The organism is Nocardia sp. NPDC051832, from assembly GCF_040681285.1.
Taxonomy (GTDB): Bacteria; Actinomycetota; Actinomycetes; order Mycobacteriales; family Mycobacteriaceae; genus Nocardia.
Map to the genome: position 1 here is coordinate 1 of NZ_JBFAYL010000008.1, position 26265 is coordinate 26265.

Genomic DNA, 26265 nt, shown 5'->3' on the forward strand with positions numbered 1-26265 from the left:
ACCCGAACACCGATCCTTCGGACAAGCCACAACCCGGACCCACCCAACAGGCTAACCCCGCACCCGCATCCACGGCTTGACAATAAAGGGGTGCCCCTACAGTGCGTTCGTCGGCAGCCGTGCTGCGTTCGGCCCGTTGATCTTCCACAGCCCCGCGCGAGCCGCCTTCGAACCGGCGGCCGGGGAGGACGGCACACCCGAGGCGGAATCGAGGCTGCCTTCTCCGAGCATTCGGCAGCTGGCGATTCGGTGTCAGTGTTTGAGGGGCCGGAGTCCGATTATTGTTTGGGCGCTGGCGTAGGTGTAGTGGCCCTTACCGTGTGCGGCGAGTTGGCTGGGTCCGGTGAGGGACTCGGGGTCGGTGTTCACGGCGAGGAATGGGATGTCCCAGGAGGTGGCGCCGGTGCGGGGGTCTATCGCCCAGAGACCGGTGTAATCGGAGAGGACTACGGTGTGGCCGTCCCAGCCGAGGATCGTGCCGGAGCGGGTGGCGTCGGTCCGCCATAGCCGGTGTCCGGTGCGTAAGTCGAGGCCGGTTGTGGTGTGCGCGTTGGTGTCTCGCAGGAGGGCGACGTCGCCGAAGATCGCCGTCGCGGTGCCGGTCTCCTGGGGTGTGGAGATCAGGTCGGGGCTGGTCCAGAGGAGGCTGCCGGTGCGGCGGTCGTAGCCGCTGTCGCCGAGCAGGACGGGGACTGTGTCGTCGGTGGGGAGGTCGATCGAAAGGAATTGGGCGACTTTGCTATTGGAGGTGGCGATGGTGCGGCCGGTGCGGTCGAGGAGGTCGCTGCCGGTGATTTCGTGGCCGCGGCATTCGGATCGGACGCGCACGAGTACGGCGCCGCTGGTTGCGCCGGCATCGGAGCACCCGTCCTGGGTGGTGGTCCAGGTCGGCTTGCCGCTGCCGAGGTCGAACCCAGCGATATCGACGCCGAGGGTGAAGACGCCCTGGCCGTGGGACACGTCCAAGGCGTCGAAGGGCAAGTCTTCCCACAACGTACCCATGTCGAAGGCCTGAGACCAGTACGCCTCCGGGTCGGCCAGGGTGCCGGCGTGGACGCGCACGTCGTCGGATTCGACGTCGCCCTCGGCGACGTACACGCGATCATCGAGGGTCGCGATGGCGAAGGGAAACCACTTCGTCGGTGTGCGGGTGACAGCTCCGGTGGTGAGGTCGTAGCCGACGAGCGCTCGGTCGGAGCTGAAACACACGACCTGGCCATCGACAGGGGTGGACCCGCAACCGGTCAGGTCCGCGGCGGGCGCCTGCCAGCGCTTCGCGCCGGTGCCGGCATCGATGCCGACCAGCACCGGATCTCGCAGGTACATGTCGTCCGGCACACCGAGCACCGTCACGAGCGTGTCCCCACCGTCGACGAATCCTGGTCCGCCGGTATCGAATTCGGTGCCCGTCCGTGGATCGCGGAACTCCGCGCCTGCGCGTCCGAACCCGGCAGCGCTGGTCGACCACGCGAGGCCGGGAGCGGAGTCCGTGGTACCGGTGATCTTGCGCGTGGTGTCCTCGGGTTGTAAATGGACCACCAACGCACCGGCAGTGGCGACTACGGCCGCCGCGGCGGCGAGCACGAGGTTGCGCAGCCCGGGAACCGTTCTCATCGCGACATCTCCAGCCCCGGATTCGAGGCGATCGCCTCGAGTAACTCGAACGGCAACGGCTCGGCGGGACCATCGCCGGAGGTGACCTGGATCTGGGTCCCGGACGGGCGGGTGACGATCACGGTGCGGGTCGTTTGCGTGGAGGGCGACGGCTCCAGCACTGTGCTTCGCGATTCGCGCGTCTCGACCACCGTTCCGTCCGGCAGCCGGCGTGACGTCGTGCCATCATTCGGCGAAAGATCCTGCGGGAGCCGCTGTTCGGTGCTGATCGACACGCTCAACCGTGATTCACGGCCAGGAGTGGTCACCCGGACTACCTGGCACACCCCGCCTGCGCTCGCTGGTAGCAGCGCCCCCAGCGAATGGTCGAGGGTCAAGTCGTCGAGTGGAATCTGGGCTAGGATCGCGTCCCATCGACGAGCCTGGGCCTGATCGATCGCGGGGGAAGACTCCGCCCAGATACCGCAGGACTCGGGTGGGCTCGGCGTTCCGGGCGGAACCGGCGCGGTGACCTGGAGTCCGGGGACGGTGACGATCGCGACGAGCTCATCAATGGTCAGCGGGACGTTTCCGGTGTAGCCGCTGCCATCTGCGGCATCGTCGGTGACGTAGGCGAAGGCGACAGAACCGTCGGGCAGGTACGCGGTGGCCGAGCGCGAAAGGGCACGAACACCATTCGTCTCGGACCAGGTGTCATGGGTGTCGACGATCGTGCCGTCGGGGAGGCGGCGTCTCTCATCGAGATCGCCGGCGACGCACGGCGGGATCGGGGTGGTGGACTCGCGAACGTTCACCGTCAGCGAGCCCGATCGGTCGCCGCGCAGCAGCGTGGCGCGCGCGTCGGTCCAACCGCCGAACCTCTCGTCCTCCGCGGGGTCCTCGGGGATCGGCTGGAATACCAGTGACCGATCGACCGGTGCGAAGGCGATCTCGACACCGGCGGGCAGCGCCGCACGCAGCGCCTGCGTCATCGCGGCAGCCTTGGGCCCGGAGAACCACGGATAGGACGGGTTGTCGTATTCGGGTGTTCCGAACGTAATCATCGAAAACGATTGCCCTGGCTGTGGCGGCTGCACGACATCACAACCTGGGATCTGCACCGGAAACGTCACCGGCGGAGTGACATACGAATATTCGGCCGGCTCCGGCGGCTCCGAAGTGGTGGTGGGTGTTAGTGGTGCGGTCGTCAACTCCGGCTCCCGCTCGTGCAGCAGCCCGGCGATCAGGTACCCGGACGCGACGATCGCCAGGCACGTCAGACCCACCGTCCAGTGGTGAACGGCGGCGGAGGGTCCGGTCGCGTCCTTGTCGTCACCGATTTCCATTGCTGCATTGTGTCTGCCGTTCGAGAACCGAGAAACGTCGAGGTAGCCGTTCGGCGGTTGTGGGACTATCGCGGTACCTCGCTCGCGGACGGCGGATCCGGTCATTGACTCCGAGCGGCGACACATGGTGCAGTCACGAAAGCTCCCGAAGATGTCGACAGAGGATTCCGGGCCAACTGAAGAGGAGAGGCCATGGGCGACAAGCAGAAGACCCCCGACTGGGTCGCGGAAAGCGGCGCGTGGGCGCTGGAGAACGGGCACCGAACCTTGTTGAAGCTGACCGGCGGTCGCTGGCCGCACAAGCTCGGCAGGATGCAGGCGTTGGAGTTGCACACCATCGGTCGCAAGACCGGTCAGCGCCGCTCCACGTTGTTGAGCTCGCCCATTCTCACCGCGGAGCGGATCATCCTGATCGCCTCGCTCGGAGGCGCGTCGCACAATCCCGCCTGGTATCTGAATCTCGTCGCCCAGCCCAACGTCGAGATCACCGTGCGCGGTGAGACCGCGCCGTACGTCGCGCGCACCGCTTCTACGGAGGAAAAGGCCGAGCTCTGGCCCGAGATCACCCGCGGCTTCGGCAATCCGTACGACGGATATCAGCGCAGCACTCCGCGCGATATCCCGGTGGTTATCTGCGAACCGGCCTGACAGCGGCTCGAAGACCGGTTCGGCCGGTACCATCGTGCGGCAAGTCCGATCTAGTTCGCCGCTGGTGTAGTTGGGGGTCGCAGGTGCAAGGCAGTCACGGTGATTCGGGGAACGACCCGCGCTATGGCAGTCAGCCGAACAGTCCACACGTGCCCGGCGGGGTTCCGCCGTGGGGCGGGAACCCGGGACCGGCCCATGGTTTCCCGCAACAGGGTCAGCAGTATTACGGTGGGCAATTCCCGGGCGGGCGGCCGCCACGCAACAACCTCCCGTGGATTTTGGGCGGAATCGGCGTTGTCGTAGTGGTTTTGATCGCCGTGGTCGGACTGCTCGTGCTGAGCAGGAGCACCGACGACAATGCTGCCGCGCCGACGACCGCGCCGGCATCGTCGACTACTACAAAGGCCGCCCTGGCCGAGTCCGGCCTGCCCGTCGCGAAGCCAAAAGCGGCCCTGGTCAGCTGCGCCTACACCGCGAGCACCGAGCCGGCCGGTAAGCCGGTCACCAAGCCCGAGCAGGTCGAGGTGCCCACCACCGGAGCCGAAGCCAAGGTCAGCATGAATATGCAGACCAGCGCGGGCTCGGTCGGGCTGGCACTGAACAAGGCCGAATCGCCGTGCACGGTCAACAGTTTCGCCAGCCTGGTCAAGCAGAAGTACTTCGACGGAACCTCCTGCCACCGGATGACCACCGGCGCGGGCCTGAAGGTGCTGCAGTGTGGCGACCCGACCGGCACCGGAATGGGTGGTCCCGGTTACCAGTTCGCCAACGAGTACCCGACCGATCAATTCACGGCGAGTGATCCGAGCGCGCAACTGCCTGTCGACTACAAGCGCGGCGTGCTCGCCATGGCCAACGCCGGACCTGACACCAACGGCAGCCAGTTCTTCATCGTCTACGGCGACTCCCAATTGCCACCGCAATACACGATCTTCGGCACGGTGGACGCCGGCGGCTTGGCGACCTTGGACAAGATCGCCGCAGGCGGTAGCGACGATTCGAACGGCCCCGGCGACGGCAAGCCCAAGATTCCGGTCGAGATCGAGTCCATTAAGCTGGGCAACTGACAGCGCGCGCACAGCGCGGTGTCAGCCGCCGCGGTGTGTCGATCGAGCCGGCTTCGATCGAGCCACCAGCACAACGGCATGATCGAGCTCATGCCCACTAACGTGCTCACGTGGACGCCACCGGAAATCATCGACCTGGGAACCGATCCCGCGACTGCCCAGTTTTAACCGTGAGATGACTTCGCGGTCGGCAATCATGGTGCGTCTCCCCCACTCATTGCGGATTCCAGTAGTAGCCCGGGGTCTCGAGCGGGGTGTCGGTGTTTTGCAGGACCAGCGCTATCCCGTTGTCGCGCAGGTACATGTTCGGTGCCGACCTCGGCGCCAACGCCCATCGGGGCGGGTCGATATGGCCGCCCCCGACCCAGCCCGCGCGAGGGTCGTCACACGACCCGACGAGCACGACTCCGGGCAATGTGGAGGTATCGCCGATGAGGCATCTGCCGGGGAAGTCCTCCAGCTGGAAGAGGACAGAATCGGGTAGGGAATTCCGCACGAACCAATGCGGCGTGTCGGATCTGCAGTTGGCGGCGTCCACCGCTGCGCCGCGGCCGGCAGCGGCTTCGTTGTAGTAGACGCAGGCCGGGTTGGCGGGGTCGCCGAGCTGGAACAACCTGAACACATGCGGGAATCCGGCTTCCAGGGCGCCGGGTGTCGCGGGTCCGGCGTGGGCTGGTGCCGACACCGAGCACAGGACAGCCACGAAGAGGACAGCGAGTTTGGTTCTGTTCAACGGAACTCCTTCGGTCGGCCGGAATCGACGCGCGGAGTAGTCGGCATCGACACGTGCATGGAGCGAATGCTAGGAGCCCCGACATATCGTCGGCGTATGCAAAACCGCACGCGGCCTTGCCATCCCGTCGACGCCTCCCGCGCTCACCGTCACTGTCTCGCTGATCGAAACTGTTGGCGGAGCTCATTCGAGAATGCGGCTGCGAGACCGGAGGGGTGTCGTGTTGCGTCAAATCCAGCACGGCCGTGGAAGTCGGACTACCGTGACCACGTATGGCGACCAGGGATCTCACGGTGACCGTGTCCATGGACGAGGACCAGTGGCACAGTCTCGCCGACGCGGCCGAATGTGCGGGTATGACCTTGGAGGCATATCTCAGCTGGGGTGTGCGGTTGCTGGCCGAGCAGGCCCGGCCCGGCAAGAACCTCGCCGGTCGGCCTCGCGGGCAAGCCGTCCGGTCGCGCAGGGGCCGAGCGGTAGCCGAGGAGTCAGGGTCGGCGTGGACGGACACGTTCACCGAGCGGCTGTCACATCGTGCCGAGCACTACCGCGAAGTCTGAGCCGGGACGCCCCGCCGCCGGCTGACGTGCTGGTGAATGTTAACCACGCAAGATCCTGCTAGGTTCGATGCGTGGACGATGGACTCGGAGACTTGCTGCATCGCGTGGTGTACCTGCTCGGCGAGGCCGCGCGGCGGCGCGCGGACGACTCGGAGGCGTTGACCTACAGTCAGATTCGCCTACTGGGGACGCTGGAAGAGATCGAGCCGGTGACCCAGCATCAGCTGGCGCAGGCGCTGTCGGTGTCGGACCCGGCAGTCAGCCGAGCCCTGCGGCCGCTGGAAACGGCCGGGTTCGTCGCGGTCGAGCCCGACCCCGAGCACGGACGGCGACGGCTGGTCAGGACCACCGAGGCTGGCCGTGACGCCTTCCATGGCAGCGACCGGCCGCTGCAGAACGAGCTGCGCGAGGCGCTGCTCGAAGCGGGCTTTCCCTACGAGCGCTACCTGCGCGACACTGCCGCGCTGGCCAAGATCCTCGAGCCGCGCCGATAGCGCGATTCGGGCTCTAGCTGGATCAATAGAAGTCTTGACTGGTTAATATTAACCATGCAACACTCAAGGTATGAACGCGATGTCCTACCTTGCCCAGTCGGCTTTCCCCTTGCTCTGGATCGTGATCGCGGTGGTCGGCGCGCTGATCCGGACACGGCACAGCCCCTCCCCTGCGGCCGCCCTCGAGACCTGGCAGCGATGGTGGGCCGTCGCCGCGCTCGGCTGCGGCAGCTTGTGGATGACGATCGCCTTCCTGACCATCCCGGACGCGATGGCCACCGCGATCGGCTTCACCCCGAGCCCGTTCCAGTTCGAAATCGCCTTCGCCAATCTCGGACTCGCCGTCATGGGATTCCGCGCTGCCTCGGCGGGCGCACGCGAGCGCATCACCATCGGCCTCGGGGCCGGCATGTTCCTGTGGGGCGCGGCGGTCGGCCACGTCTACCAGTGGTTCGCGCACGGCGACCACGCTCCCGGCAATACCGGTGGCGTGCTGGTCTGCGACCTGCTCTTCCCTGCGGTCATGATCGTCCTCGCGCTCCGCTCGCAACAGCTGTCCAGGTCCGAGCGGCCTGCGCTCGCAGCCACAGCCTGAGCAGTCCCGAACCCCAGGAGGCTCCCATGCGGCTTCACCGAGACGCGACCGCCGAGAGTCCGGGCTGGTCACCGCACCGAATCGGTGCGTTCACCGACGCCGTTCTCGCCATCGCGATAACCCTGCTGGTCATCGAAATCAAGCGACCGCAGGACGAGGATCTGGTCGATGCCGACGCCCTCGCCGCCTTCCTCTGGCACGAGCGGGCCTCTTTCGTGGCCTTCGTCCTCGCGTTCTTCCTGCTGTGGGCGGTGTGGCGCCGCCATCACACGCTGATCTACGAAGTGACGCTGCTGGATCGGCGCACTCTCGCCTGGCATGCGCCGCTTCTGCTTTTCGTCGCGGTCCTCCCCTACTCGACGGCGGTGTTCGGGCACGCTGCGGACAACAGGCTTGCCGTCTGCCTCTTCGCTGCGACGTCGGCGCTGCTGTTCGCCAGCGAGGGTGTGGTGCGGGATCTGGCGTCCCGACGATCCACACTGGCCGAACACATCACCGCAACCGAACTTCGCACCAGCGCCGACGCGTCCTACGCGGTCGCCGCTGTCTTCTTCGCCACGGTCGCACTCGCCTGGCTCACTCCCTACGTGTGGTACGCCTGGTTTCTCGCGCCGCTGTCAGCCACTTTCGGGGGTCGCCTGATCGACCGGGCGCGGCGGCGGTAACTATTCGCCGAGCGTGGAGCGCCCCTTCGACGCCGGTTGGCTTCGGTCGTACTCGTGGAACCCTTCTCCAGGAATACCTTCGAGGACGCAGGCCATCGCGTAGGAGATCGTTTCGATCCAATCGCTCAGACGGGCGGCATCCTCCTCGGTGATGAGGTTGTTGCGGCGCAACATACTATCCGGCCAAACGCCCCACGCGCGGCCGAAATGGCATATCGCCCAGAGTGCTTGGATCATCTCACGGTCGACCGAATCGCGCTCCAGAGCGGGAGCCAATACACGCACACAAGCCATCACCGAGTGGAAGTTCTCCTCGCGCAGACCGTGGTACGGCCGGAGCATCCCCAGAAACCCCTGCTGCCAACGTGGGTCGTCGACCTCGTTGTGTGCGCCGCTGTGGAAAAGCAGCAGCTCGCGTGCTGAGTCCGGCGTCATAGACTTCCAGGCTATCCGTCGCTGGAAACGCCAACGGCCCGCACCAGGTGAGTGCGGGCAGTCGCGCGGTGCTGTCAGGCGACGACGGAACGCTGTGGCTCGCCGATGTATTCGCTCAGCGGCCGGATCAGCGCGTTGGACTTTCCTTGTTCGATGATGTGGGCGGTCCAGCCGGTGATGCGGCTCATCACGAAGATCGGCGTGAACACCTCGATATCGAAACCCAGCAGGTAATACGCAGGGCCGGTAGGGAAATCGAGATTCGACTTGATCCCGGTCGCCTCGTTCATGGTGCGTTCGAGGATCTCGTACATCTGCACCCACTTGTCACCGCCGGTGACCGCGGCGACGTCCAGGAACGCCTGCTTCATGGTGGGCACCCGGGAGTCACCGTTCTTGTAGACCCGGTGGCCGAAGCCCATCACCTTTTCCTTCTTGGCCAGCTTGTTGCGCATCCACTCCTCAGCCAGAGCGGGGTCGCCGATCTCGAGCATGTCGTGCATGACCGCCTCGTTCGCGCCGCCGTGCAGCGGGCCCTTGAGCGCGCCGATGGCGGCGGTGACCGCGCTGTAGATGTCGGACAGCGTGGAGGTGACCACCCGGGCGGCGAAGGTGGAGGCGTTGAAGCTGTGCTCGGCGTAGAGGACCAGCGAGACCTCGAACGCCTTGACCAGTTCGGGAGCCGGAACTTTCCCGAAGCACATGTTCAGGAAGTTCTCGGCGTAACCCAGGTGCGAGTGCGGCGCGATGGGATCCAGGCCGCGCCTGCGGCGATGGTCGGCGGCCACGATGGTCGGCAACACCGCCATCATGCGCAGCGACTTGGCGAGGTTGGCCTCGGGTGAGTTGTCGTCCTCGTCCGGGTCCTCGGCCCCCAGATAGCTGATGGCTGTGCGCACCACGTCCATCGGGTGGCAGTTCTCGGGCATCTTCGCGATCAGCGCGAGGAGTGAGCGGTCGGCGCGCCGAGCCGCGCGTTCGCGCTGCTGGAACAGCGCGAGCTGGGCGTCGCTGGGCAGTTCGCCGGACCAGAGCAGGTAGGCGACCTGCTCGAAGCTGCAGTTCGCCGCCAGATCCTGCACTGCGTAGCCGCGATAGGTCAGGGAGTTGGTTTCCGGCACCACCTTCGAAATCGAAGTGGTGTCGACGACCACGCCGGCGAGACCTTTGTAGATGGTCGGAATCGCGGTCTCCGTCATCACTGTTGCCTTCCCAAGGTGAAATTGAAGATGTCGGAATCGAATTCGTTGTAGCGCTCGTATTGCAGGAGTTCGTAGAGGCGGCTGCGGTGCTGCATCTGGTCGAGCAGACCGGACTGGGTGCCCTGCTCGAAAATCTCGCGCAAGCCGGCCTCGGCCGCGTACATGGCCAGCCGCAGCGTGGAGACCGGGTAGATGACGGCGTTGTAGCCGATCGATTCCAGCGTCTTCGCGGTCAGCAGTTCGGACTTGCCGAACTCGGTCATGTTGGCCAGCAACGGAATCGAGAGCGCGGAGCGGAACTTCTCGAACTCCGCCGGAGTGTGCAGCGCCTCGGTGAAGATCAGATCCGCGCCGGCGTCGGCATAGGCCTTGGCTCGGTCGATCGCCGCGTCGATGCCCTCGATGCCCGCGGCGTCGGTGCGGGCGCAGATCACGAAGTTCGGATCCCGCCGCGCCGCGACCGCGGCACCCAGGCGGCGCACCATGTCCGCGGCCGGCACCACGGCCTTGCCGTCGAGATGCCCGCAGCGCTTGGGGTTGACCTGATCCTCGAGGTGCAAGCCCGCGATCCCGGCGTCCTCCATCACCGTGACCGTGCGGGCCGCGCTCATCGGCTCACCGAATCCGGTGTCGGCGTCGATGAGCACCGGTAGCTCGGTGACCCGGGCGATCTGCTGGCCGCGCCCGGAGACCTCGGTCAAGGTGGTGAGGCCGATGTCGGGCAGTCCCAGATCGGCCGAGAGCACCGCGCCCGAAACGTAGACGCCTTCGAAGCCGATTTCCTGAATCAGCTTGGCCACCAACGGATTGAAAGCGCCCGGGAATCGCTGGATCTGTCCGGAGTTCAAGCCGGCTTTGAAGGCGGCGCGCTTGTCGGCAGCGGAGTTGGACGCCGCGAGCAGTCCGGTCATCAGAGCAGGCCCTTCGGGGACTGGGGCGCGCGGGCGAGCACGTCCGCGGAGACGGTGAAAGTGAGCTCCGACAGCTCGTTCGCCGACAGCTCGCCCGCGCGCTGGACCACCTCCAGGAAGCGGTCCTGCTCGGCGGACTCGATGACGCCCTCGGCCAGCGTGCGGAACTTGGCGATGTACTGCTCGCGGGCGAACGGACGCGCGCCCAGCGGATGCGCGTCGGCCACGGCCAACTCGTCGGTGATCACCTCACCGCTCTTCAACGTGACCTCGGCCCGCGCGCCGAACGCCTTCTCGTTCGGGTCGGTGGAGTGGTAGCGGCGCGTCCACTCGGCGTCCTCGGCGGTGGAGATCTTGTTCCACAGCTCGATGGTGTCCGGGCGCTGCGCGCGCTCGGGGGCGTAGGACCGCTCGTGGTGCCAGACACCGTCCTGCAAGGCGACCGCGAAAATGTACATGATCGAGTGATCCAGGGTTTCGCGAGAAGCCTTGGGGTCGAACTTCTGTGGATCGTTCGACCCGGTGCCGATCACGTAATGCGTGTGGTGGCTGGTGTGCAGCACGATCGAGGCGATCTGGCCCAGGTCGCCGACGCGCTCGCGCAAGCGGAACGCCAGATCGATCGGGGCCTGGCTCTGGTACTCGGCCGAGTGCTCTTTGGTGTAGGTGTCGAGAATGCCGCGCTTGGCCTCGCCCGGGCCGGGCAGCGGCACAGTGTATTCCGCTTTCGGGCCACCGAGCAGCCAGGCGATCACGCCGTCCTCGCCTTCCCAGATCGGCGACGGCGCGCCCTCGCCGCGCATCGCACGGTCCACCGCTTCGACGGCCATCTTTCCGGCGAACGCGGGGGCGTAGGCCTTCCAGCTGGAGATCTCGCCCTTGCGGGACTGCCGGGTGGCGGTGGTGGTGTGCAGCGCCTGGCCGACGGCCTGGTAGATGGTCTCGGTGTCCAGGCCGAGCAGCGTGCCGATACCGGCGGCGGCCGACGGGCCGAGGTGGGCCACATGGTCGATCTTGTGCTCGTGCAAGCAGATTCCACGCACCAGGTCGACCTGGATCTCGTAACCCGTCGCCAGGCCCCGGATCAGGTCGCGGCCGCTGCGGCCGGTGTGCTGGGCGACGGCCAGGATCGCGGGGATGTTGTCGCCGGGATGGGAGTACTCGGCGGCCAGGAAGGTGTCGTGGAAGTCGAGTTCGCGCACCGCCACACCGTTGGCCCACGCCGCCCACTCCGGCGAGAAACGGCCTTCGACGCCGAACACGGTCGCACCCGGCTGGTACGGGTGGGTCTGGGCCTGGGCGCGGGCGTTGGCCACGGGACGCCGGGTGATCGAGGCGGCCGCGACGGCGGCGTTGTCGATGATCCGGTTCACGATCATCTCTTCGGTCTCCGCGGCCACCTCGACGGCATCCGCGGCCACCTCGGCGATCTTCCACGCGAGATGCTCCTCGCGCGGGAAGTGCTCCGCGGAACGGTAGGTGCGGACGAGATGGTTCTTCACGGTTCAGGCCTCCAGGAAGTCGATTTCCACCGGTACCTTTCGCACGCTACACAGCGCGGTTTACGCCGGAAATACCCCGCAAATGCCTAATTTTGTGGAAGCAACCCTGTGAATTTGTGAAAGTTGTGAAAGTCGAGGTTGCTAGATTGGCGATATGCAGAAGATGTATGCGGGCGCGCGGCTGCGCACGTTGCGGGAGCAGCGGGGGCTCTCCCAGTCGGCCCTGGCGAAGGAGCTGGGGCTATCGGTGAGCTACATCAACCAGCTGGAACACGATCAGCGTCCGCTGACCGTGCCGGTGCTGTTGCGTCTCAATGCCCGCTACGACCTGGACATGGGCTTCTTCGCGGCCGATACCGACGCCCGGCTCATCGCCGACCTCCAGGACGTCTTCGCCGAGGATCCCGAGGGCTCGGCCATCACGACCGCCGAGATGGACGATCTGGTGGCCCGGGTGCCGGCGGCGGCGCGACTGCTGGTCGGGCTGCATCGCCGATTACGCGGGGCGACCGAGCAGATGGAGCGGGTCGCGGCCGGAATCGAGGGCGCCGCAACCGAATCCGGTGCCGCGATGCCGTACGAGGATGTCCGCGACTACTTCTACGACCGGCGCAATCACATTCCCGAACTCGACTCGGCGGCCGAGGAGCTGTTCGCGCGCAACGGATTGAGTCTGGGCGGACTGGATCTGCAACTGACCCGGCTGCTGCGGGAACAGCACGGCATCGCGGTGGCGATCCGCACCGACGACCCCGATCATCCCGGGCCCAAACGGGTCTACGATCCCGGCGGCCAGGTGTTGACGCTGGCTCGGCGTCTCTCCCCCGGTCAGCGTGCGTTCCAGCTGGCAACGCAATTGGCGTTTCTCACCCAGGCCGCGGTGATCGACGACCTCATCGCGGACGCCGAGACCATGCCCGAGAATTCTCGTGGACTGCTGCGGATCGGCCTGGCCAACTATTTCGCGGGGGCGCTGATTCTGCCTTACACCCCGTTCTGGGATGCCGCGGAAACCCTGCGCTACGACATCGAACTGCTGGCCGCGAAATTCGAGGTCGGGTTCGAGACGGTCTGTCACCGGCTCTCCACCTTGCAGCGTCCCGGTAAGCGGGGCGTGCCGTTCTTCTTCGTGCGCACCGACCGCGCCGGGAACATCTCGAAACGTCAGTCCGCCACCGCGTTCCACTTCTCCCGCGTCGGCGGCAGCTGCCCGCTGTGGGTGGTGCACGAAGCGTTCACGACACCGGGCAGCATCCGCACCCAGATCGCGCAGATGCCCGACGGCCGCAACTATCTGTGGCTGGCCCGCACCACCGACGAGAAGACGCCCGGATTCCTCGCGCCCAAACGCGATTTCGCCATCGGACTGGGCTGTGACCTCGCCTATGCCGACAAGCTGGTCTACTCCCACGGCCTCCCGGTCGAGGATCCGACCACGGCGGTTCCCATCGGGGCCGGGTGCAAGGTGTGTGAACGCACCAACTGCGCCCAACGTGCCTTCCCACAACTGGGCCGCCCGATCCGGGTGGACGACAACAGTTCTCAGAACATCCCTTACGCGCCGACTACGAGCTGAACAGCACGGCGAACAACAAGACCGATCCGCCGAGGAACACCGGAGCCGCGATCGACAGCACCAGCACGCGAACGCGGGGCGGCACGGCGAACGTGAGACCGGCCACGGCAAGGATCGCCGCGGGCACCGACAGCACGGTGCCGAACATGAGCGCGTATCCGTGCGGGTCGCTGGCTGGATCGTCAGATAGTCGTGACCTGAGCACGACATCCACGCACAGCAGCCAGAACGCAGCAGCGGCCACGCCCGGGATGCCGGCGACCAGCGCCAACCAAGGATTCCACCGCTCGACCGGTTTAGACATGATTTCTCCCCTCCCCACCATCGATTACAGCACGTCTCCGGCCCGCGCCGCCGAGCCCGCGCGAACCCCTTGCCGCAGTGGGCAATTCACGGACACCGCCGGTGCGAGTTCGGCAGCCGGTGCTCGGAATCGGGGATCACCGGACTGGAGGCGGGTAGGTCTGAGAAGGTCGCTATATGAAGATCGGTGTCGCACTTCCGCAGATGGCTCCCGGCTACGGACCGGGTACGACGATCGACTGGGCCCGGCGCATCGACGCGGGCCCGTTCTCGAGCGTCTCGGTGGGCGAGCGGGTCACGTTCTCGAACCCGGAGATGGTCGCGACGCTCGGCGCTTGCGCGGCGGTCACCGAGCGGGTGCGGGTGCTGGCGAATCTCTTTGTGCTTCCCCAACATCCGGTGCCGATGGTCGCCCAGCAGATCGGCACCCTCGACCAGCTCTCCAACGGCCGCCTCGAGGTGGCCGTCGGAGTCGGCGGCCGCGAGCACGACTACCGCGCGCTCGGCGCCGATTTCAACCGACGGCACCAGCAGCTCGACGACAAGGTCGCCGAACTGAAGGCACTGCTCGCCGGTGAGCCGCCGTTCGAAGGCGCGGACCCGGTCGGGCCGCCGTGCGTGCAGCCGGGCGGGCCGATCATCCTCGCCGGCGCGATGGGTCCCAAGGCGATGCGCCGGGCGGCGCGATGGGCCGACGGCATCTCCGGCTTCAGCGTCTCCGGCGACGCCGAGGAGATCGCCAGGGCCAGTGAACTCGCCGACCGGTGCTGGACCGAGGCCGGTCGCACGACGGCCCCGCGCAAGGTCAGCGGCTGCTTCACCGCCCTGGGCGTCACCGATGCCGCCGCGGCGCTGCACTCCTTCACCACTCGCTACCTCGGCTTCCTCGGACCCGAACTGGCTGAAGTGGTCGCCGCCTCGGCGCGCGCTTCGAGTCCCGAAGTGCTCGCTGAAATTCTGGACGGCGCGGAGCGAGCCGGCTGTGACGAATTCATTCTGGTCCCAGCGGTCACCGACGTGAACTTCCTCGAGGTGGCGGCGGAAGTGGTGGATGCACGGACAGCCGAAATAAATGGGTCGCGCCGGTTGCGAGGCTTTCTCTAGAATCTGTACTCAGGCAGCGTGTTCGGGACAACGAGGGCGGGATATCGCTCGAAACACGCTACCCAGGGGGCGATGAGTCTGGTGGCTCGGCCTGGCTGTAAACCAGGTGCTCACGCATGGCAGGTTCGATCCCTGCCGCCCTCACCGACGGATCCTCCGATTCGTTTATGGCGCAGTTGCTCTGATGGTACGGGCATCCTGACTTTCACTCAGGACGTCGTCGGTTCGATTCCGATCTGCGTCACGCCTGCTTAGTTCATCTCTCAGCGGGTACTGCGGTTTCTTAGCTCAGATGGCAGAGCACTCGGTTGAAGCCCGGGGTGTCGAAGGTTCGAGTCCTTCAGAAACCACGACGATCAATTTCCGTCACGCGTTCGTAGCTCAGTTGGTAGAGCTCCGGTCTCTTAAACCGGATGTCGCAGGTTCGATCCCTGCCGGGCGTACGCCTCTATAGCTCAAGTGGTAGAGCAGCTGACTTTTAATCAGCGGGTTGTGGGTTCGAGTCCTACTGGGGGCACCATTCTTAGGCGCTCTGCCAGGCATTACCCTCCTGCACCTTCTGAACAGCTGGACCCCGTCGTACGGACTAAAGAAATACGCAGAGGCCACCTGCCGCAGGCAGGGCTGACGGGCCCCCACCTCGGATCCACCGACCAAGATCGGTACCGTGTGCCCATGATTGGCGCAGTGGTGTTCGACGTCGGCGAGACGCTGGTCGACGAGACGCGAGAATACGGAACCTGGGCGGATTGGCTCGGCGTCCCGCGACATACTTTCGTCAGCGTTTTCGGTGCCACTATTGCGCTGGGCAAGGACTATCGCGAAGCGTTCCAAGTGTTCCGCCCCGGCTTCAATCTGGCCGAAGAGCGTGAAGCGCGGGCGCTGGCCGGGCAGCCAGAAACCTATGGCGAGGAAGATCTCTACCCCGACGCCCGGCCAGCTCTCGCCGCCCTACGCAACATGGGCATTTGGGTGGGCATTGTCGGCAACCAAACGGCTAGGTCCGGCCGGATCCTCCGGAGTCTCGACCTGCCCACCGACTTCATCGCAACCTCTGACGACTGGGGAGTAGAGAAACCCTCGACCGCGTTCTTCGAGAAGGTGGTCGAGGTCGCCCCATGCAAGGCGGAAGAGATCGTCTACGTCGGCGACCGAATCGAGAACGACATTGCACCGGCCAAGGCGGTTGGAATGCGCACCGCCTACATCCAACGCGGCCCCTGGGGCTGGATCCAACGCGACAAGCCGGAGGTCGCGATGCTGTCCGACTGGAAGATTATCGATCTCAACGAGTTGCCTTCGATCGCCGCCGCCGAGAACGGCTCCTCACCGAGCGATTGACCTGATCATGGTGTGCCAGTTGTAGAGCTGACCGTCTAGCGCACGGACCTGCGGCAGCGAATCCCATTCCCGCAGGCTCCGGCGGACGGCTTTCACCCGATCCATCGCCGTGGCATACCAATGGTCACCCAGCAGCTTCAACGCTTCGTCAAGGTATGCGCAAGCCTGCGCTGGGTCTCGCTCGAGGACCGCGGCTGCGGCTAGGTCGGCGAGGACGACGGCGCGCTGCTTGATCGCTTCTGCGGGCAGCTCGGCGAGCACGTGTTGCAGCGTCTCATGCGCTGCCTGCCCCCTCCCGGCCGCGATCAGAGTGTTGCCCTTGAAGCCCGCGAGACGGGCCGGCGAGAACCAGTCCAGCCACACAGGACTAGGGCCCTTCTCTGGGTCGTACTCGGCGTAGCACTGTTCGGCGTGCTCGATCAGCTCCAGCGCGCGGCCGGGGTTGTCGAATCGCGTCTCCACTTCGGCCTCGACTGCGTCGAGCCATGCCAGCATTTCCGCGCTCGGCTCACCACGGGAGACGAACGCGCGTGCTGCCTGCATCTTGTCGCGAGCCTCTTCGGATCGGACATCGACCCGTTCTGCATCGGCTGCGAAGGCCGGCGCGAATGCCATGTGTGCCAGAGCCGCACCGCCGAGTAGATGATCGCCCGCCTCGGCCGCAGCTTGGAGCGCCAGAGCGAAACTTGGCTGCGCTTCCTCCGGTTGCTGCAAGTCGAAGAACTCCAGTCGCCCCGCCGTGAGCGCCGCCTCTGCGACCGCCCGCGCCATGAGGGAACGGGAAGCGCCAGGGATCTGATGCATGAGATCCCATCCCAGAGCGGCATGCTCGGCGACCAGCCTTTCGAGGCGTGCGGCGGGCACCGACCAATACATGCGGCGGTAGGCGGTGGTCGCCTGCATGAATTCCGACGCCACCGATGCCGGCAGCGAACCTGTGCCCGCGCCACCGTGGCGGGCCGCCCACGTCTCCTGCTGTCCGCTTCGGAGAGGCGGTACGTCTCCCCCGGACTGTCGCACCGGCGTGAATCCCAGCTCAGTGATCGGCCGGCCGAACAGCGCTTCGAGCGTCCGTGCATGCTCGGCTTGCGGCCACGGCGGAGCGGGCGATTCCCAACGTCGCACAGTCCGGTCGGTGATCTGGACGCGCAGACCGATCTCGTTGGCCGCGGCGTTGAGGGCGTCGGCAAGAGCCTGCTGCGAGCGGTAGCCGTGTGCGACACGGAGAGATCGGAGGACATTCTCCGGGCTATTCATGGCCCGATTCTAATCCCTTCTCGCGGCGTTATGTCCTACTAGGACATAAAATGTCCGGCCGCCGTCCTGCTGATTGCCCTATTTTAGGACATCTCGCGGTGAGATGCTGCAGGCAGCACCCGGCGTCAGGTCGATTGCCCCGAACGATCGGCTCGCCAGACCGCACTCGCACAGCGGTCGTCGAGCCCCGTCTTGGCGCCGGGTGTGGTTTCACCACCATGCCAACCCGCGCCTAGGGGTTAAAGCCCATGCCCGCACACATCGCCGCTACCGTCATCGTCTTCGCTGCCCTCCCCTACGGGCTGTGGGCCGTCTACGCCCTCGGAAAGCTCAGAGACCGCCCCGCCGCGACACCTGACGCAGAAGACCTGGTCGACCGATGACCGCCCCGTCAGCGACCGGGCGCAGCTCCGCGCATATCGCCCGCTGCCGAACCGATAAGCCGCTCAGCCGAAGCCACGCTTTCCGATTGCTCGACAGCCACCGCCACCACGAACCACCTTGCTCCGCCTACACCGTGGCCATCGCCCACATCACGGAGGAGGTTCGATGACCAACCGTCCGGCAACAGCGAAAGTCGTTCGCGTCAACGACAACTGCGGCCTCGGGAAGATCAACCCCATCGACCACGAGCGGGCTACCGGCATCCTCGCCATCCACCGCAGCTGCGACCCGCCGTGCCCGCGCAAGGCCGCCGCTCAGGCATGGCTCGACAAGCAGGAAAAGCGATGAGCAGCCGGACACTCGTCAACGACGGGTGCAACGACAAGCCGCAGCCTCCCATCGATACCCGCAAGCAAGCTGAAGGCATCCTCGTCATCCACGGCCGCTGCGATCCGCCGTGCACCCGCAGGGTTGCCGCTGAGCAGTGGCTCGCAGGGGGCAAGCGATGACCCACACGAACCCCGGCACAGGGCAGGTGTTCCGCTTGAACCACCTGGACGCCACCTGGGCGTACTCCAGCATCGAGAACGCCAAACGCGCGGTGCGCTCCCATAACCGATGCGAGATCGGCGAATGCGCCACCCTCACCGCAGCCGTGCTCAAGCTCCGATCGGCAGGGCTCGGCCTGGGATGAGCTTCGCCGCGCCGTGGCATCGCGCGCGGCAAAAGCGCCCCGGTTGGCGTGCCGGGGCGCACCTACTGCCGGCGCAGTGCCGGAGATGAAAGATGACGCCCACCCCGAAAACGGTTGGGCGGCAACAGAAGGATGAACATGGACGGAGGCGGCCCGGACGTATTAGTGCATTACCCCGCCGTCAGCGGCACGGTATTCCGGTCCCTCGACGAGGGGCAGCGCGTCGAGTACGAGATCACTTAAGGCTAGAAGGGGCCACAGGCATCGGACGTGCGCGCCATCTAGAGACCCCCGTTGCGCGGCGATCTTGCGACTCCGCACAACGGACTGAACGCCCCGACGCTTAGCCCCCTTCGCGTCGGGGCGTTCCCTATTTCACCGAACAGCCGAGAGGCACATCATGATCCGCACCGCCATCGCCGCCGCCCTGATCGCGACCGCGACGATCGTCCCCACCGCCCACGCTGAACCCGGCTATCACGCTGCCGCCCTCAACGTCTGCGGGTTCGCGTTCAACAGAAACCCCTACCTCCTCCACACGGCGGTCGTCGTCGGAGGGATCGTGAGATGCGAACCCAAACCGCCCCTCAAGTTCAGAATCGATGTACAGCTTTGGTACAAAGCCCGTGGAGCCTCACCCCAGCCGGAAGGCATGCCCGTGTCGGACAAGACCATTCCCAACCCGAACCTTCAGGTCGCCACCATGGCACTCGATTGCAGGACCGGCCTGTGGCAGGGCCGGATTAAGATGGAAGCCACCTGGGACACCGGAATCGACAAGGCCAGCAAGGAGACCGAGTGGACCTTCATCGGCTGCTGAGTGCGCACCCATGAAACTGCTCACCGGCGACATCAGCGCAGGGAAGCCGACGTGGTCGTCTCGCTGGTTCTGGCTGCGATACCACCTCTACGGCAAACGCCGGGACATGCCCGCGATCCCGAAGGGGGCCGTCCTCGGCCCGGTACTGCGCCGCGAGTACAGGGCATGGATAGTCCGGCCCCAAACCGGGTGGCGGCGGTGGCGGTGGGTAACCCCGCCATTGCACGCGACGTGGTCGATTCCCGCCCGCGACGAGGACGCGGCATGCGACTGGATGCTGGACCGGATGGGCATGTAGCCCCGGACACGACAAAGACGCCCCCAACCAGCGGAGATTCGCAGTTCAGGGCGCATCGTTGTTGTTGTGGATGCTGTCCACACCGCCCTGGGGGCACCATTTACGCAGCGCCAGCCTCGATTTCACCCGACTGATCCTTCCCACTGCGGCGCACGCCGCCCGGATTCTGTCCTGCATACTCACGGGGCGGGATCGCCCCTGCCGACTCGTCGGTACGCAGCGCGAGCAGTAGAACCGCGGTCATCGCCAAGATGGCGGCGGCGATTCCGGCGTAGGTTCGCAGCCCGAACCCGATCGCGTCCTGGACGATCGCGAGGAGCTCTGGCAGCCGTTCGGTCGCGGCGACGCCGTCGTGAATGCTGGACCGAATGGTCGCGTTGACAGGTTGCGGCACGGCGGTGGGGAGGTTCCCGCTCAGATAACCACGGTAGGCCAGGATTCCGGCGACACCGGCTGCGGCTATACCCAGCGCCGTACCGAGTTCGGCGCCCGCTTCCTGCGCCGAGGCCGCGGATCCGGTCTTCGTCTCCGGGGCGCCGGCGATGATCAGATCGCTGAGCAACGCGACCGCCATCGCCTGACCGAACCCCACGGTGGAGAACACCGCGACGAGGATCTGCAGCGAAGCGTTTGTTCCGGCCAGCGCGAGGAGGCCGAGCGCACCCGATGCCGCAATGACGACGCCGCATATCGTGACCGTCGCGGGTCGCCATCGGCGGGCGAGGCCGGGGGCGAACATCCCGCCGATGATGTTCAGCACGATGTAGGGCATGGTCCACAACCCGGCCTGTAGCGGCGACAGGCCGGCCACCCACATCAGGAACTGCGTGAAGAGATAGAACAACCCGGTGATGCTCGTTCCCATGAGTAGCAGCGTCAGCAAAGCCACGCGCACCCGCCGATGGCGCAGCAGGTCGAGATCGAAGAGCGGCTCCGCGATCCGGCGTTGCCGCCGTAGGAAGAGCACCATGACGCCCAAGCCTGTCAACAGGGCGAGCAGGTAGGGCACCACCGGGCCACTGCCCGAGGTGCGGCCCGCGGCGAGTTCCTGCAGACCGAAGACGATCAGCAGCATGGCCGACACCGAGAGAACGACACTCACGGGATCGATGCGCGTGCGATTGCGTTCGGCGCGCTCGGGCAACAACCGCACGCCGGCGAGGAGGAAGACGCCCAGCAGCGGCACATTGATGAGGAACACCGAACCCCACCAGAAGTACTCCACCAGGATCCCGCCGACCACCGGACCGATCGCGCCGCCCACGGTGAAGGCGCTGATCGCGATCGCGATCGCGAGACGACGTTGCGTATCGTCGCGGAACATCACCCGCAGTAGCGAGAACAATGGAGGCATCAGTGTGGCGCCGGCGATGCCGAGGGCGGCCCGCGTGGCGATCAGTAGCTCCGCCGTCGCGGAGTAGGCCGCGACCGCGGACAGGATCGCGAAGGCCGCCGACCCGATCAGCAGCAGACGCCGCGGGCCGATGCGGTCGCTGACTCGCCCTGCCGTTACCAGGAATCCGGCGATCAAGAAGCCATAGGCGTGCGTGATCCACAGCACCTGAGAGGCATTGGGCTTCAGATCCAGGCTGATCGTCGGCAAAGCGAAGAACAGCACGGTGAGATCGGCCGCCAGCGCGAGCATCGGCAACGTGAGCAGGCCGAGGCCGATCCAGTCACGAATGGTCGCCCGGGGCGGTGCAGTAGTAGTCATTGCAAATTCCAGATTCGTTACAGAGTGTCACGTTACCGGCTACCCCGAGCGTACACGGTTGCGTTACAAGACGTCTTGTAACTAATAGAATGACGAACATGACTTCGAAAGCCGCCCGCGGCGGGCTGGGTGGGCGCCCGCGCGACACCGAAATCGATGCGGCGGTGACGGTTTCGACGCTCGAGCTGCTCGAGGAAGGCGGCTACTTCGCCATCAGCGTCGGCGAAGTGGCACGTCGTGCCGGCACCTCACGGCCGGCGATCTATCGACGCTGGTCCGGACGGGCCGCATTGGTCCTGGCGGCCTTCGAATCTCGTTTCGACACCCCTGCCCCGCCCGACACCGGATGCACCCTCTGCGATCTCGCCGAGGGCCTGACAATTTTTCTCGCCGGCTACCGAACGATCCGGCCTGAGGTGTTCGGCGCGCTGTACTCCGAATGCGTCACCGACCCCGAGTTGCACCGGTGGTATCTGCGCGCGGTGGTCGAGCCGGCTCGCATGGCGGTGGGCGAGGCATTGCACCGTGCGGTCGCCCGCGGCGATCTGCGCGCGGACGTCGATGTCACCCGCATGCTCGATCTCATCGCCTCTTTCGTCCACTACCGCACGCTGTTCGGCGAACACCCTGGCGACGAGGACGCCGAGCACGTCATCGAGATCGTCATGCGCGGCGCTGCCGCCGACTACGACGCCCTACTGGCACACAGCCTTTCCCTCGCGGGCACGCACGTCGACGACGCGGGCACCCATCACGTGCACATCGGCTGAGATCGCCCGGGGTCGGCCTTCGCCCGCGCGAAATCTGGCTCACACCCTCGCTGTAGTCGAAAAGCACGGCGGCGCCACCATCGAAGACCCTGGGGCAAACTTCTTTCCGCCGGAGCCCGCATGCACTATCGCGCGGTGTGCTGCATCGCAATCTGATCGACTGCGGGTTCGGCGACGATGTGTTGATCGTGGTCGGCGATTCCGAGTCCACGGCCGCGCTGTTCGCTGACGCCTCGTTGGCCTGGGTGCACATCGATGCTCTTGGTGCGCGGATTTAGCAGAACCTTCCTGGCGGCTGGTTTCCGTTCGATTTCCACGTGCAGCGCGCCGGCCGCGCTCGTGGAGATGTTGGCCTTCGTCACGCACCGAAGACCAGTTGCGCGTAGCTTTCCAGAGCTTCGCCGAGCCTGCGCCATGCCTCGGTCAGGGTCGCGTCGTCGGGGGACTCGAGCGCCCACCGCGCCTTCGCATAGTGCTCCGCCACCGCGCTGCAGACTTGGCCGGGCGTATGGGTGTTCTTGTGTCCCGCTGGATCTCGCGAAATGGCGGGAAGCATCAGCGAGTCGATCGCGGTGATGATTCGTGCGATCTCGGCGTGCGAGCTCGCACCGGTCTGGTTCGTCGCGGTGGAAGTCATGTGGAGGTAGGCGAGTTCGCGCGCCCACTCGACCAGCGGTTCGGCGGAGTCGAGATGACCGGATATCGCCGCCAGCAGAGCCTCCGGCGACAGCGGACCGGTATTCGAGTCGGCTGTTCCGCTTCGTGCGCGATCAGGATTTCGCAAGGCGCCCCCCACATGCATAACGCTGTTATGCGTCTACGATAACGCTGTTATGAGAGGGGGACAACAGTGACGATGGAGCCAGGGCCAGAGTCGCCGGGGCGACGGGCGCAACTGATCGAGGCGAGTATCCAGTTGCTGGAAGAAGTCGGCCCTGAAGCGCTGCGCGCCCGGACGGTCGCCGCCCGGATCGGCGTTTCGACGATGGCGGTGTACACGTATTTCGGTGGCATGAACGGACTGCTGGAAGCTGTTGCGGCCGAGTCGTTCGAGCGTTTCGGCGCGGCCATCGCTGTGCCCGAGACCGAAGACCCGGTAGCGGACTTGTTTGTCGCTGGGACCGCCTATCGCACCCACGCGCTCGCGAACCCGCAACGGTACCGGCTGATGTTCGGCTTGGTATCCCCGCAGACCACGCGCCCCGCCGCGCTGAGCCTGGGCAATCCCGCCCCCACCGAATCTGCCACCGGGACAAGCGCTTTCAACTATATGCTGCATCTGGTCGGGCGGATGGTCGAAGCCGGTCGCATTCGCGCGGACCCGATCGCCGACATCGCGGGACGGGTGTGGAGTTTGATGCACGGCGCGGTCCTGCTCGAAATAACCGGCTATCTGGGGTCGCCGGAACACGCCGCCACCACCATCTTGGGCCCGGCCACTGTCGACTTGCTCGTGGGGATGGGGGACGAATTGCCACGGATCGAGCAGTCCAGAGTTCGCGCGAATCGCAGGCTCGCCGAGTGCCAGGCGGACACCGCGTAGCCATCCCGGAAGTACCCCGACGCGCGCCGGGGACACCGTAACGTCGAGGCATGCTGTCGAATTCGAGTGAATCCGAGGCCGAAGTTCCGGTGCGGCGCTGGCAGGATATTCCTGGCTGGTTCACGTGGAGGGATGCGCAAGAAGAGGCGGTCGCACACTTTCCCGGGGGTAGTACCTTCGTCGAAGTCGGCAACTACCTCGGTCGGAGTCTGTGCTCGCTGGCCGAGGTTGTCGCGGGCAGTGGCAAGGCTTTTACAGTCGTGGGGGTGGACACGTGTCGAGGTAGTGGGCCAGAAGGAGTGCGTGGCGTCAACGCGCATGGCCACGCGGTGTCCGCGGGCGGTGGCACCTTTGCCGGTTTGCTGCATCGCAATCTGATCGACTGCGGGTTCGGCGACGATGTGTTGATCGTGGTCGGCGATTCCGGGTCCGCGGCCGGGCTCTTCGCCGATGCCTCGCTGGACTGGGTGCACATCGACGCCCGTCACGACTACGACAGTGTGGTGGCCGACATTACGGCGTGGCGTCCGAAAGTGCGGCCGGGCGGCTGGTTGTCGGGTGATGACTACATTCCCGAAGCTTGGCCCGGTGTCGTGGCAGCGGTCGATGATTTGTTGCCGGAGGCGCGGCGTTGGTCGGCCATTCAGTGGCGGTGGGTGAACGACTGACCGCCGGGAGTCAGGGACCGGGTTCGAGTTCGGCGATGGCTACCCTGGTCGAGTGACGATCTCCGAGTTGACCTTCGGGTCCTGGCCGACCTCCATCACGTCCGAGAAAGTCGTCAGCGCTGCGGTGCGCCTGGGCGAAGTGCGGGTGGACGGGGCGGATGTGTACTGGTCGGAAGGGCGGCCCGCGGAGGGCGGCCGCACGCAGATCGTGCGCTGCGCGCCCGACGGCACGCGCACCGATCTGCTGCCGGAGGGGATGAACGCCAGGACAGCGGTGCACGAATACGGCGGCGCCGCCTGGTGGGTGCGCGACGGTGTGCTCCACTTCGTCAACTGGGACGATCAGCGGCTGTACCGGATCGAGCCCGGCGGGACGCCGGTGGCGCTGACCCCGGAGCCCGCCCTGTCGCGCGGCGACCGTTACGGCGACGGCGTTTTCAGCCCGGACGGCGGCACCGTGGTCGCGATCCGGGAGCATCATCCGGTCGGCGGCCGCGGCGCGATCGATGTGCGCAACGAGATCGTGCGGCTCGCCGCTGATCGTCCGTCGCAGCCGGAGGTGCTGGTCAGCGGTCCTGATTTCGTCGCCGCGCCGCGGCTGAGCCCGGACGGCTCCCGGCTCGCCGTCATCACCTGGGATCACCCGTCCATGCCGTGGGACGACACCGTATTGCGGGTGCGGGACCTCACGACCGGCGCCGACACCGTCGTCGCGGGCGGTCCGGGCGAGTCGGTGCAGGAGCCGCGGTGGCAGGCGGACGGCTCACTGCTGTTCCTGTCCGACCGCAACGGGTGGTGGAACCTCTACCGGTGGACACCCGCGGGCGCGGTCGAACCGGTCCTCGAGCTCGAAGCCGAGATCGGCGTTCCCGCATGGCAACTGGGCTCGGCCCGCTATGTCGTCCTGGGCGACGGCTCCCTCGTGTTCGCCCGGTGGCACGAGGGCTACGACGGGCTCGCGGTGCGCGGCCCGGACGGGTCGGTGAAAGATCTGGACCTGCCGTTCTCGGCTATCACCGCGGTCGAGCGGGCCGGCGAGAACACCGTGGTCGTGGTGGCCGGTACACCGGGCACCGAACTCGGCGTCTACCGCCTCACCTTGGTCGACTCGAGCGCCGAGCTCGAAACTCTGCGCGCGCCACGCGATCTCGGCCTGGAAGCCGGGGATATCTCTGTTCCCGAACCGATCTCGTTCCCGTCGACCGATCGCGACGGCGCGCCCCGCACCGCGCACGCGCTGTTCTACCCGCCCGCGAGCAGCCGATACCGCGGGCCCGCGGGCGAACTGCCGCCGCTGCTGGTCATGATTCACGGCGGTCCGACGGCGCAGGCGCTGCCGCTGCTGGCCTCGAGTACCCAGTACTGGACCAGTCGCGGATTCGCGGTCGTGGACGTCAATTACGGTGGCTCCACCGGTTACGGCCGCGCCTATCGCGAGCTGCTGCGCGACGCCTGGGGTGTGGTCGACGTGGCCGACTGCATCGCGGCGGCCCGCTGGCTCGCGGACAACGGTCGCGTCGATCCGCGCCGGCTCGCCATCCGCGGCGGCTCGGCGGGCGGCTACACCACGCTGGCCGCGCTGGCCCGGGACGACACCCCGTTCGCCGCGGGCGCCGACCACTACGGCGTCGCCGACCTCGAAGCCCTGGCCGCCGAGACCCACAAGTTCGAGAGCCGCTATCTGGATGGCCTGGTCGGCGCGTACCCCGCCCTGCGGGACCGTTACCGGGAGCGGTCGCCGATCCACCAGGTCGAGAAGTTCCGCAGTCCGCTGATCGTGCTGCAGGGCAGCGAGGACGCCGTCGTGCCGCCCAATCAATCGGAAATGATCGTCGACGCGCTGCGCCGGCGCGGGATTCCGGTCGCGTATCTGCTCTTCGAGGGTGAACAACACGGATTCCGGCGTTCGGAGAACATTCGCCGGGCCTTGGACTCCGAATTGAGCTTCTACGGGCAGATATTCGGATTCGCACTGCCGGCCGACGAAGGAATCGAGAAAGTCGTGGTCGAGAATTCGGGGTGAAAAACCGCCGGACACAGAG

31 protein-coding genes and 5 tRNA genes are annotated in these 26265 nt (G+C 66.3%); 24 read left to right on the plus strand and 12 right to left on the minus strand.

The window, feature by feature from the left end; translation table 11 throughout:
• Positions 1-252: 252 nt before the first annotated feature.
• On the minus strand, positions 253-1614 hold the full coding sequence (locus tag AB0M14_RS35690) for a PQQ-binding-like beta-propeller repeat protein (protein WP_365003918.1): 1362 nt from the start codon (positions 1612-1614) through the stop codon (positions 253-255).
• Positions 1611-2939, minus strand: a complete 1329-nt coding sequence (locus tag AB0M14_RS35695; RefSeq protein WP_365003921.1) for a hypothetical protein — start codon at positions 2937-2939, stop codon at positions 1611-1613. Before AB0M14_RS35695 ends, AB0M14_RS35690 begins: the two co-directional genes overlap by 4 nt.
• Positions 2940-3131: 192 nt before the next feature.
• Between AB0M14_RS35695 and AB0M14_RS35700 the strand changes: the two genes are divergently transcribed.
• Entirely contained in the window at positions 3132-3587 is a 456-nt protein-coding gene (locus AB0M14_RS35700; RefSeq protein ID WP_365003924.1) for a nitroreductase/quinone reductase family protein, read from the plus strand.
• Between the two features lie 149 nt (positions 3588-3736).
• Positions 3737-4654: a peptidylprolyl isomerase gene (locus tag AB0M14_RS35705; RefSeq protein WP_365003927.1), complete on the plus strand. Its 918-nt coding sequence runs from the start codon at positions 3737-3739 to the stop codon at positions 4652-4654.
• 214 nt (positions 4655-4868) lie between these two features.
• On the opposite strand, the gene AB0M14_RS35710 is transcribed toward AB0M14_RS35705, so the two are convergent.
• On the minus strand, positions 4869-5387 hold the full coding sequence (locus AB0M14_RS35710; protein ID WP_365003930.1) for a hypothetical protein: 519 nt from the start codon (positions 5385-5387) through the stop codon (positions 4869-4871).
• 272 nt (positions 5388-5659) lie between these two features.
• On the opposite strand from AB0M14_RS35710, the gene AB0M14_RS35715 reads away from it, so the two are divergent.
• The 4 genes from AB0M14_RS35715 to AB0M14_RS35730 all read left to right on the plus strand — a co-directional run bounded on the left by AB0M14_RS35715 (position 5660) and on the right by AB0M14_RS35730 (position 7701).
• On the plus strand, positions 5660-5947 hold the full coding sequence (locus AB0M14_RS35715; protein WP_365003933.1) for a hypothetical protein: 288 nt from the start codon (positions 5660-5662) through the stop codon (positions 5945-5947).
• 71 nt (positions 5948-6018) lie between these two features.
• Entirely contained in the window at positions 6019-6441 is a 423-nt protein-coding gene (locus AB0M14_RS35720) for a MarR family transcriptional regulator (RefSeq protein ID WP_365003936.1), read from the plus strand.
• A 70-nt stretch (positions 6442-6511) separates the two neighbouring features.
• The gene (locus tag AB0M14_RS35725) at positions 6512-7036 is read left to right on the plus strand and encodes a DUF6790 family protein (protein WP_365003939.1); all 525 of its coding nucleotides are present in this window, start codon (positions 6512-6514) and stop codon (positions 7034-7036) included.
• Between the two features lie 26 nt (positions 7037-7062).
• The gene (locus AB0M14_RS35730) at positions 7063-7701 is read left to right on the plus strand and encodes a TMEM175 family protein (protein ID WP_365003942.1); all 639 of its coding nucleotides are present in this window, start codon (positions 7063-7065) and stop codon (positions 7699-7701) included.
• On the opposite strand, the gene AB0M14_RS35735 is transcribed toward AB0M14_RS35730, so the two are convergent.
• The 4 genes from AB0M14_RS35735 to prpD all read right to left on the minus strand — a co-directional run bounded on the left by AB0M14_RS35735 (position 7702) and on the right by prpD (position 11751).
• Positions 7702-8136 carry a hypothetical protein gene (locus AB0M14_RS35735; RefSeq protein ID WP_365003945.1) on the minus strand — a complete coding sequence of 145 codons (435 nt, stop codon included), beginning with the start codon at positions 8134-8136 and terminating at the stop codon, positions 7702-7704. It abuts the gene before it with no gap.
• Between the two features lie 74 nt (positions 8137-8210).
• A complete protein-coding gene (locus AB0M14_RS35740; protein WP_365003948.1) occupies positions 8211-9335 on the minus strand; it encodes a bifunctional 2-methylcitrate synthase/citrate synthase in 1125 nt (374 codons plus the stop codon).
• On the minus strand, positions 9335-10249 hold the full coding sequence (prpB, locus tag AB0M14_RS35745; protein ID WP_365003951.1) for a methylisocitrate lyase: 915 nt from the start codon (positions 10247-10249) through the stop codon (positions 9335-9337). The genes AB0M14_RS35740 and prpB overlap by 1 nt, the downstream gene beginning before the upstream one ends.
• Positions 10249-11751, minus strand: a complete 1503-nt coding sequence (gene prpD, locus AB0M14_RS35750) for a 2-methylcitrate dehydratase PrpD (protein ID WP_365003954.1) — start codon at positions 11749-11751, stop codon at positions 10249-10251. The genes prpB and prpD overlap by 1 nt, the downstream gene beginning before the upstream one ends.
• Positions 11752-11905: 154 nt before the next feature.
• Between prpD and AB0M14_RS35755 the strand changes: the two genes are divergently transcribed.
• Positions 11906-13327 (plus strand): short-chain fatty acyl-CoA regulator family protein, encoded by a 1422-nt coding sequence (locus tag AB0M14_RS35755; protein WP_365003957.1) that lies wholly within the window; start codon positions 11906-11908, stop codon positions 13325-13327.
• Here AB0M14_RS35755 and AB0M14_RS35760 read toward each other — a convergent pair.
• Positions 13317-13631 (minus strand): hypothetical protein, encoded by a 315-nt coding sequence (locus AB0M14_RS35760; RefSeq protein ID WP_365003960.1) that lies wholly within the window; start codon positions 13629-13631, stop codon positions 13317-13319. The two genes, AB0M14_RS35755 and AB0M14_RS35760, sit on opposite strands and share 11 nt — an antisense overlap.
• A gap of 176 nt (positions 13632-13807) precedes the next feature.
• On the opposite strand from AB0M14_RS35760, the gene AB0M14_RS35765 reads away from it, so the two are divergent.
• The 7 genes from AB0M14_RS35765 to AB0M14_RS35795 all read left to right on the plus strand — a co-directional run bounded on the left by AB0M14_RS35765 (position 13808) and on the right by AB0M14_RS35795 (position 16075).
• Positions 13808-14734 (plus strand): LLM class flavin-dependent oxidoreductase, encoded by a 927-nt coding sequence (locus AB0M14_RS35765; RefSeq protein WP_365003963.1) that lies wholly within the window; start codon positions 13808-13810, stop codon positions 14732-14734.
• 65 nt (positions 14735-14799) lie between these two features.
• Positions 14800-14878: transfer RNA gene (locus tag AB0M14_RS35770), tRNA-Tyr, on the plus strand.
• 25 nt (positions 14879-14903) lie between these two features.
• A tRNA-Glu gene (locus AB0M14_RS35775) sits at positions 14904-14978 on the plus strand.
• Positions 14979-15011: 33 nt separating this feature from the next.
• Positions 15012-15084, plus strand: a tRNA-Phe gene (locus tag AB0M14_RS35780).
• A 20-nt stretch (positions 15085-15104) separates the two neighbouring features.
• Positions 15105-15177 (plus strand) — tRNA-Lys (locus tag AB0M14_RS35785).
• A gap of 1 nt (position 15178) precedes the next feature.
• Positions 15179-15254, plus strand: a tRNA-Lys gene (locus AB0M14_RS35790).
• Between the two features lie 155 nt (positions 15255-15409).
• Positions 15410-16075, plus strand: a complete 666-nt coding sequence (locus tag AB0M14_RS35795) for an HAD family hydrolase (protein ID WP_365003966.1) — start codon at positions 15410-15412, stop codon at positions 16073-16075.
• Here AB0M14_RS35795 and AB0M14_RS35800 read toward each other — a convergent pair.
• Positions 16061-17332, minus strand: coding sequence for a hypothetical protein (locus AB0M14_RS35800; RefSeq protein ID WP_365003968.1), 1272 nt, complete (start codon positions 17330-17332; stop codon positions 16061-16063). The two genes, AB0M14_RS35795 and AB0M14_RS35800, sit on opposite strands and share 15 nt — an antisense overlap.
• A 248-nt stretch (positions 17333-17580) precedes the next feature.
• Here AB0M14_RS35800 and AB0M14_RS35805 point away from each other — a divergent pair, with 248 nt between their 5' ends.
• The 6 genes from AB0M14_RS35805 to AB0M14_RS35830 all read left to right on the plus strand — a co-directional run bounded on the left by AB0M14_RS35805 (position 17581) and on the right by AB0M14_RS35830 (position 19528).
• Positions 17581-17715, plus strand: a complete 135-nt coding sequence (locus AB0M14_RS35805) for a hypothetical protein (protein ID WP_365003971.1) — start codon at positions 17581-17583, stop codon at positions 17713-17715.
• Positions 17716-17881: 166 nt separating this feature from the next.
• The gene (locus AB0M14_RS35810; RefSeq protein ID WP_365003974.1) at positions 17882-18064 is read left to right on the plus strand and encodes a hypothetical protein; all 183 of its coding nucleotides are present in this window, start codon (positions 17882-17884) and stop codon (positions 18062-18064) included.
• A 157-nt stretch (positions 18065-18221) separates the two neighbouring features.
• Entirely contained in the window at positions 18222-18410 is a 189-nt protein-coding gene (locus tag AB0M14_RS35815; protein ID WP_365003977.1) for a hypothetical protein, read from the plus strand.
• Positions 18411-18542: 132 nt separating this feature from the next.
• The gene (locus AB0M14_RS35820; protein WP_365003980.1) at positions 18543-18653 is read left to right on the plus strand and encodes a cold shock domain-containing protein; all 111 of its coding nucleotides are present in this window, start codon (positions 18543-18545) and stop codon (positions 18651-18653) included.
• A gap of 157 nt (positions 18654-18810) precedes the next feature.
• Positions 18811-19230: a hypothetical protein gene (locus AB0M14_RS35825; protein ID WP_365003983.1), complete on the plus strand. Its 420-nt coding sequence runs from the start codon at positions 18811-18813 to the stop codon at positions 19228-19230.
• Between the two features lie 10 nt (positions 19231-19240).
• Positions 19241-19528 carry a hypothetical protein gene (locus AB0M14_RS35830; RefSeq protein ID WP_365003985.1) on the plus strand — a complete coding sequence of 96 codons (288 nt, stop codon included), beginning with the start codon at positions 19241-19243 and terminating at the stop codon, positions 19526-19528.
• A gap of 100 nt (positions 19529-19628) precedes the next feature.
• Here AB0M14_RS35830 and AB0M14_RS35835 read toward each other — a convergent pair whose 3' ends face one another.
• The gene (locus AB0M14_RS35835) at positions 19629-21242 is read right to left on the minus strand and encodes an MFS transporter (RefSeq protein ID WP_365003988.1); all 1614 of its coding nucleotides are present in this window, start codon (positions 21240-21242) and stop codon (positions 19629-19631) included.
• 98 nt (positions 21243-21340) lie between these two features.
• Here AB0M14_RS35835 and AB0M14_RS35840 point away from each other — a divergent pair, with 98 nt between their 5' ends.
• Positions 21341-22012, plus strand: a complete 672-nt coding sequence (locus AB0M14_RS35840; protein WP_365003991.1) for a TetR/AcrR family transcriptional regulator — start codon at positions 21341-21343, stop codon at positions 22010-22012.
• Positions 22013-22137: 125 nt separating this feature from the next.
• On the opposite strand, the gene AB0M14_RS35845 is transcribed toward AB0M14_RS35840, so the two are convergent.
• Entirely contained in the window at positions 22138-22374 is a 237-nt protein-coding gene (locus AB0M14_RS35845; RefSeq protein ID WP_365003993.1) for a hypothetical protein, read from the minus strand.
• A complete protein-coding gene (locus tag AB0M14_RS35850) occupies positions 22371-22796 on the minus strand; it encodes a hypothetical protein (RefSeq protein ID WP_365003996.1) in 426 nt (141 codons plus the stop codon). The genes AB0M14_RS35845 and AB0M14_RS35850 overlap by 4 nt, the downstream gene beginning before the upstream one ends.
• 72 nt (positions 22797-22868) lie before the next feature.
• Here AB0M14_RS35850 and AB0M14_RS35855 point away from each other — a divergent pair, with 72 nt between their 5' ends.
• From AB0M14_RS35855 to AB0M14_RS35865, 3 genes are all read left to right on the plus strand, one after another.
• Entirely contained in the window at positions 22869-23555 is a 687-nt protein-coding gene (locus AB0M14_RS35855) for a TetR/AcrR family transcriptional regulator (protein ID WP_365004330.1), read from the plus strand.
• Between the two features lie 89 nt (positions 23556-23644).
• The gene (locus tag AB0M14_RS35860) at positions 23645-24223 is read left to right on the plus strand and encodes a class I SAM-dependent methyltransferase (protein ID WP_365003999.1); all 579 of its coding nucleotides are present in this window, start codon (positions 23645-23647) and stop codon (positions 24221-24223) included.
• Positions 24224-24275: 52 nt separating this feature from the next.
• A complete protein-coding gene (locus AB0M14_RS35865) occupies positions 24276-26246 on the plus strand; it encodes a S9 family peptidase (protein WP_365004001.1) in 1971 nt (656 codons plus the stop codon).
• The last annotated feature ends 19 nt before the right edge of the window (positions 26247-26265 follow it).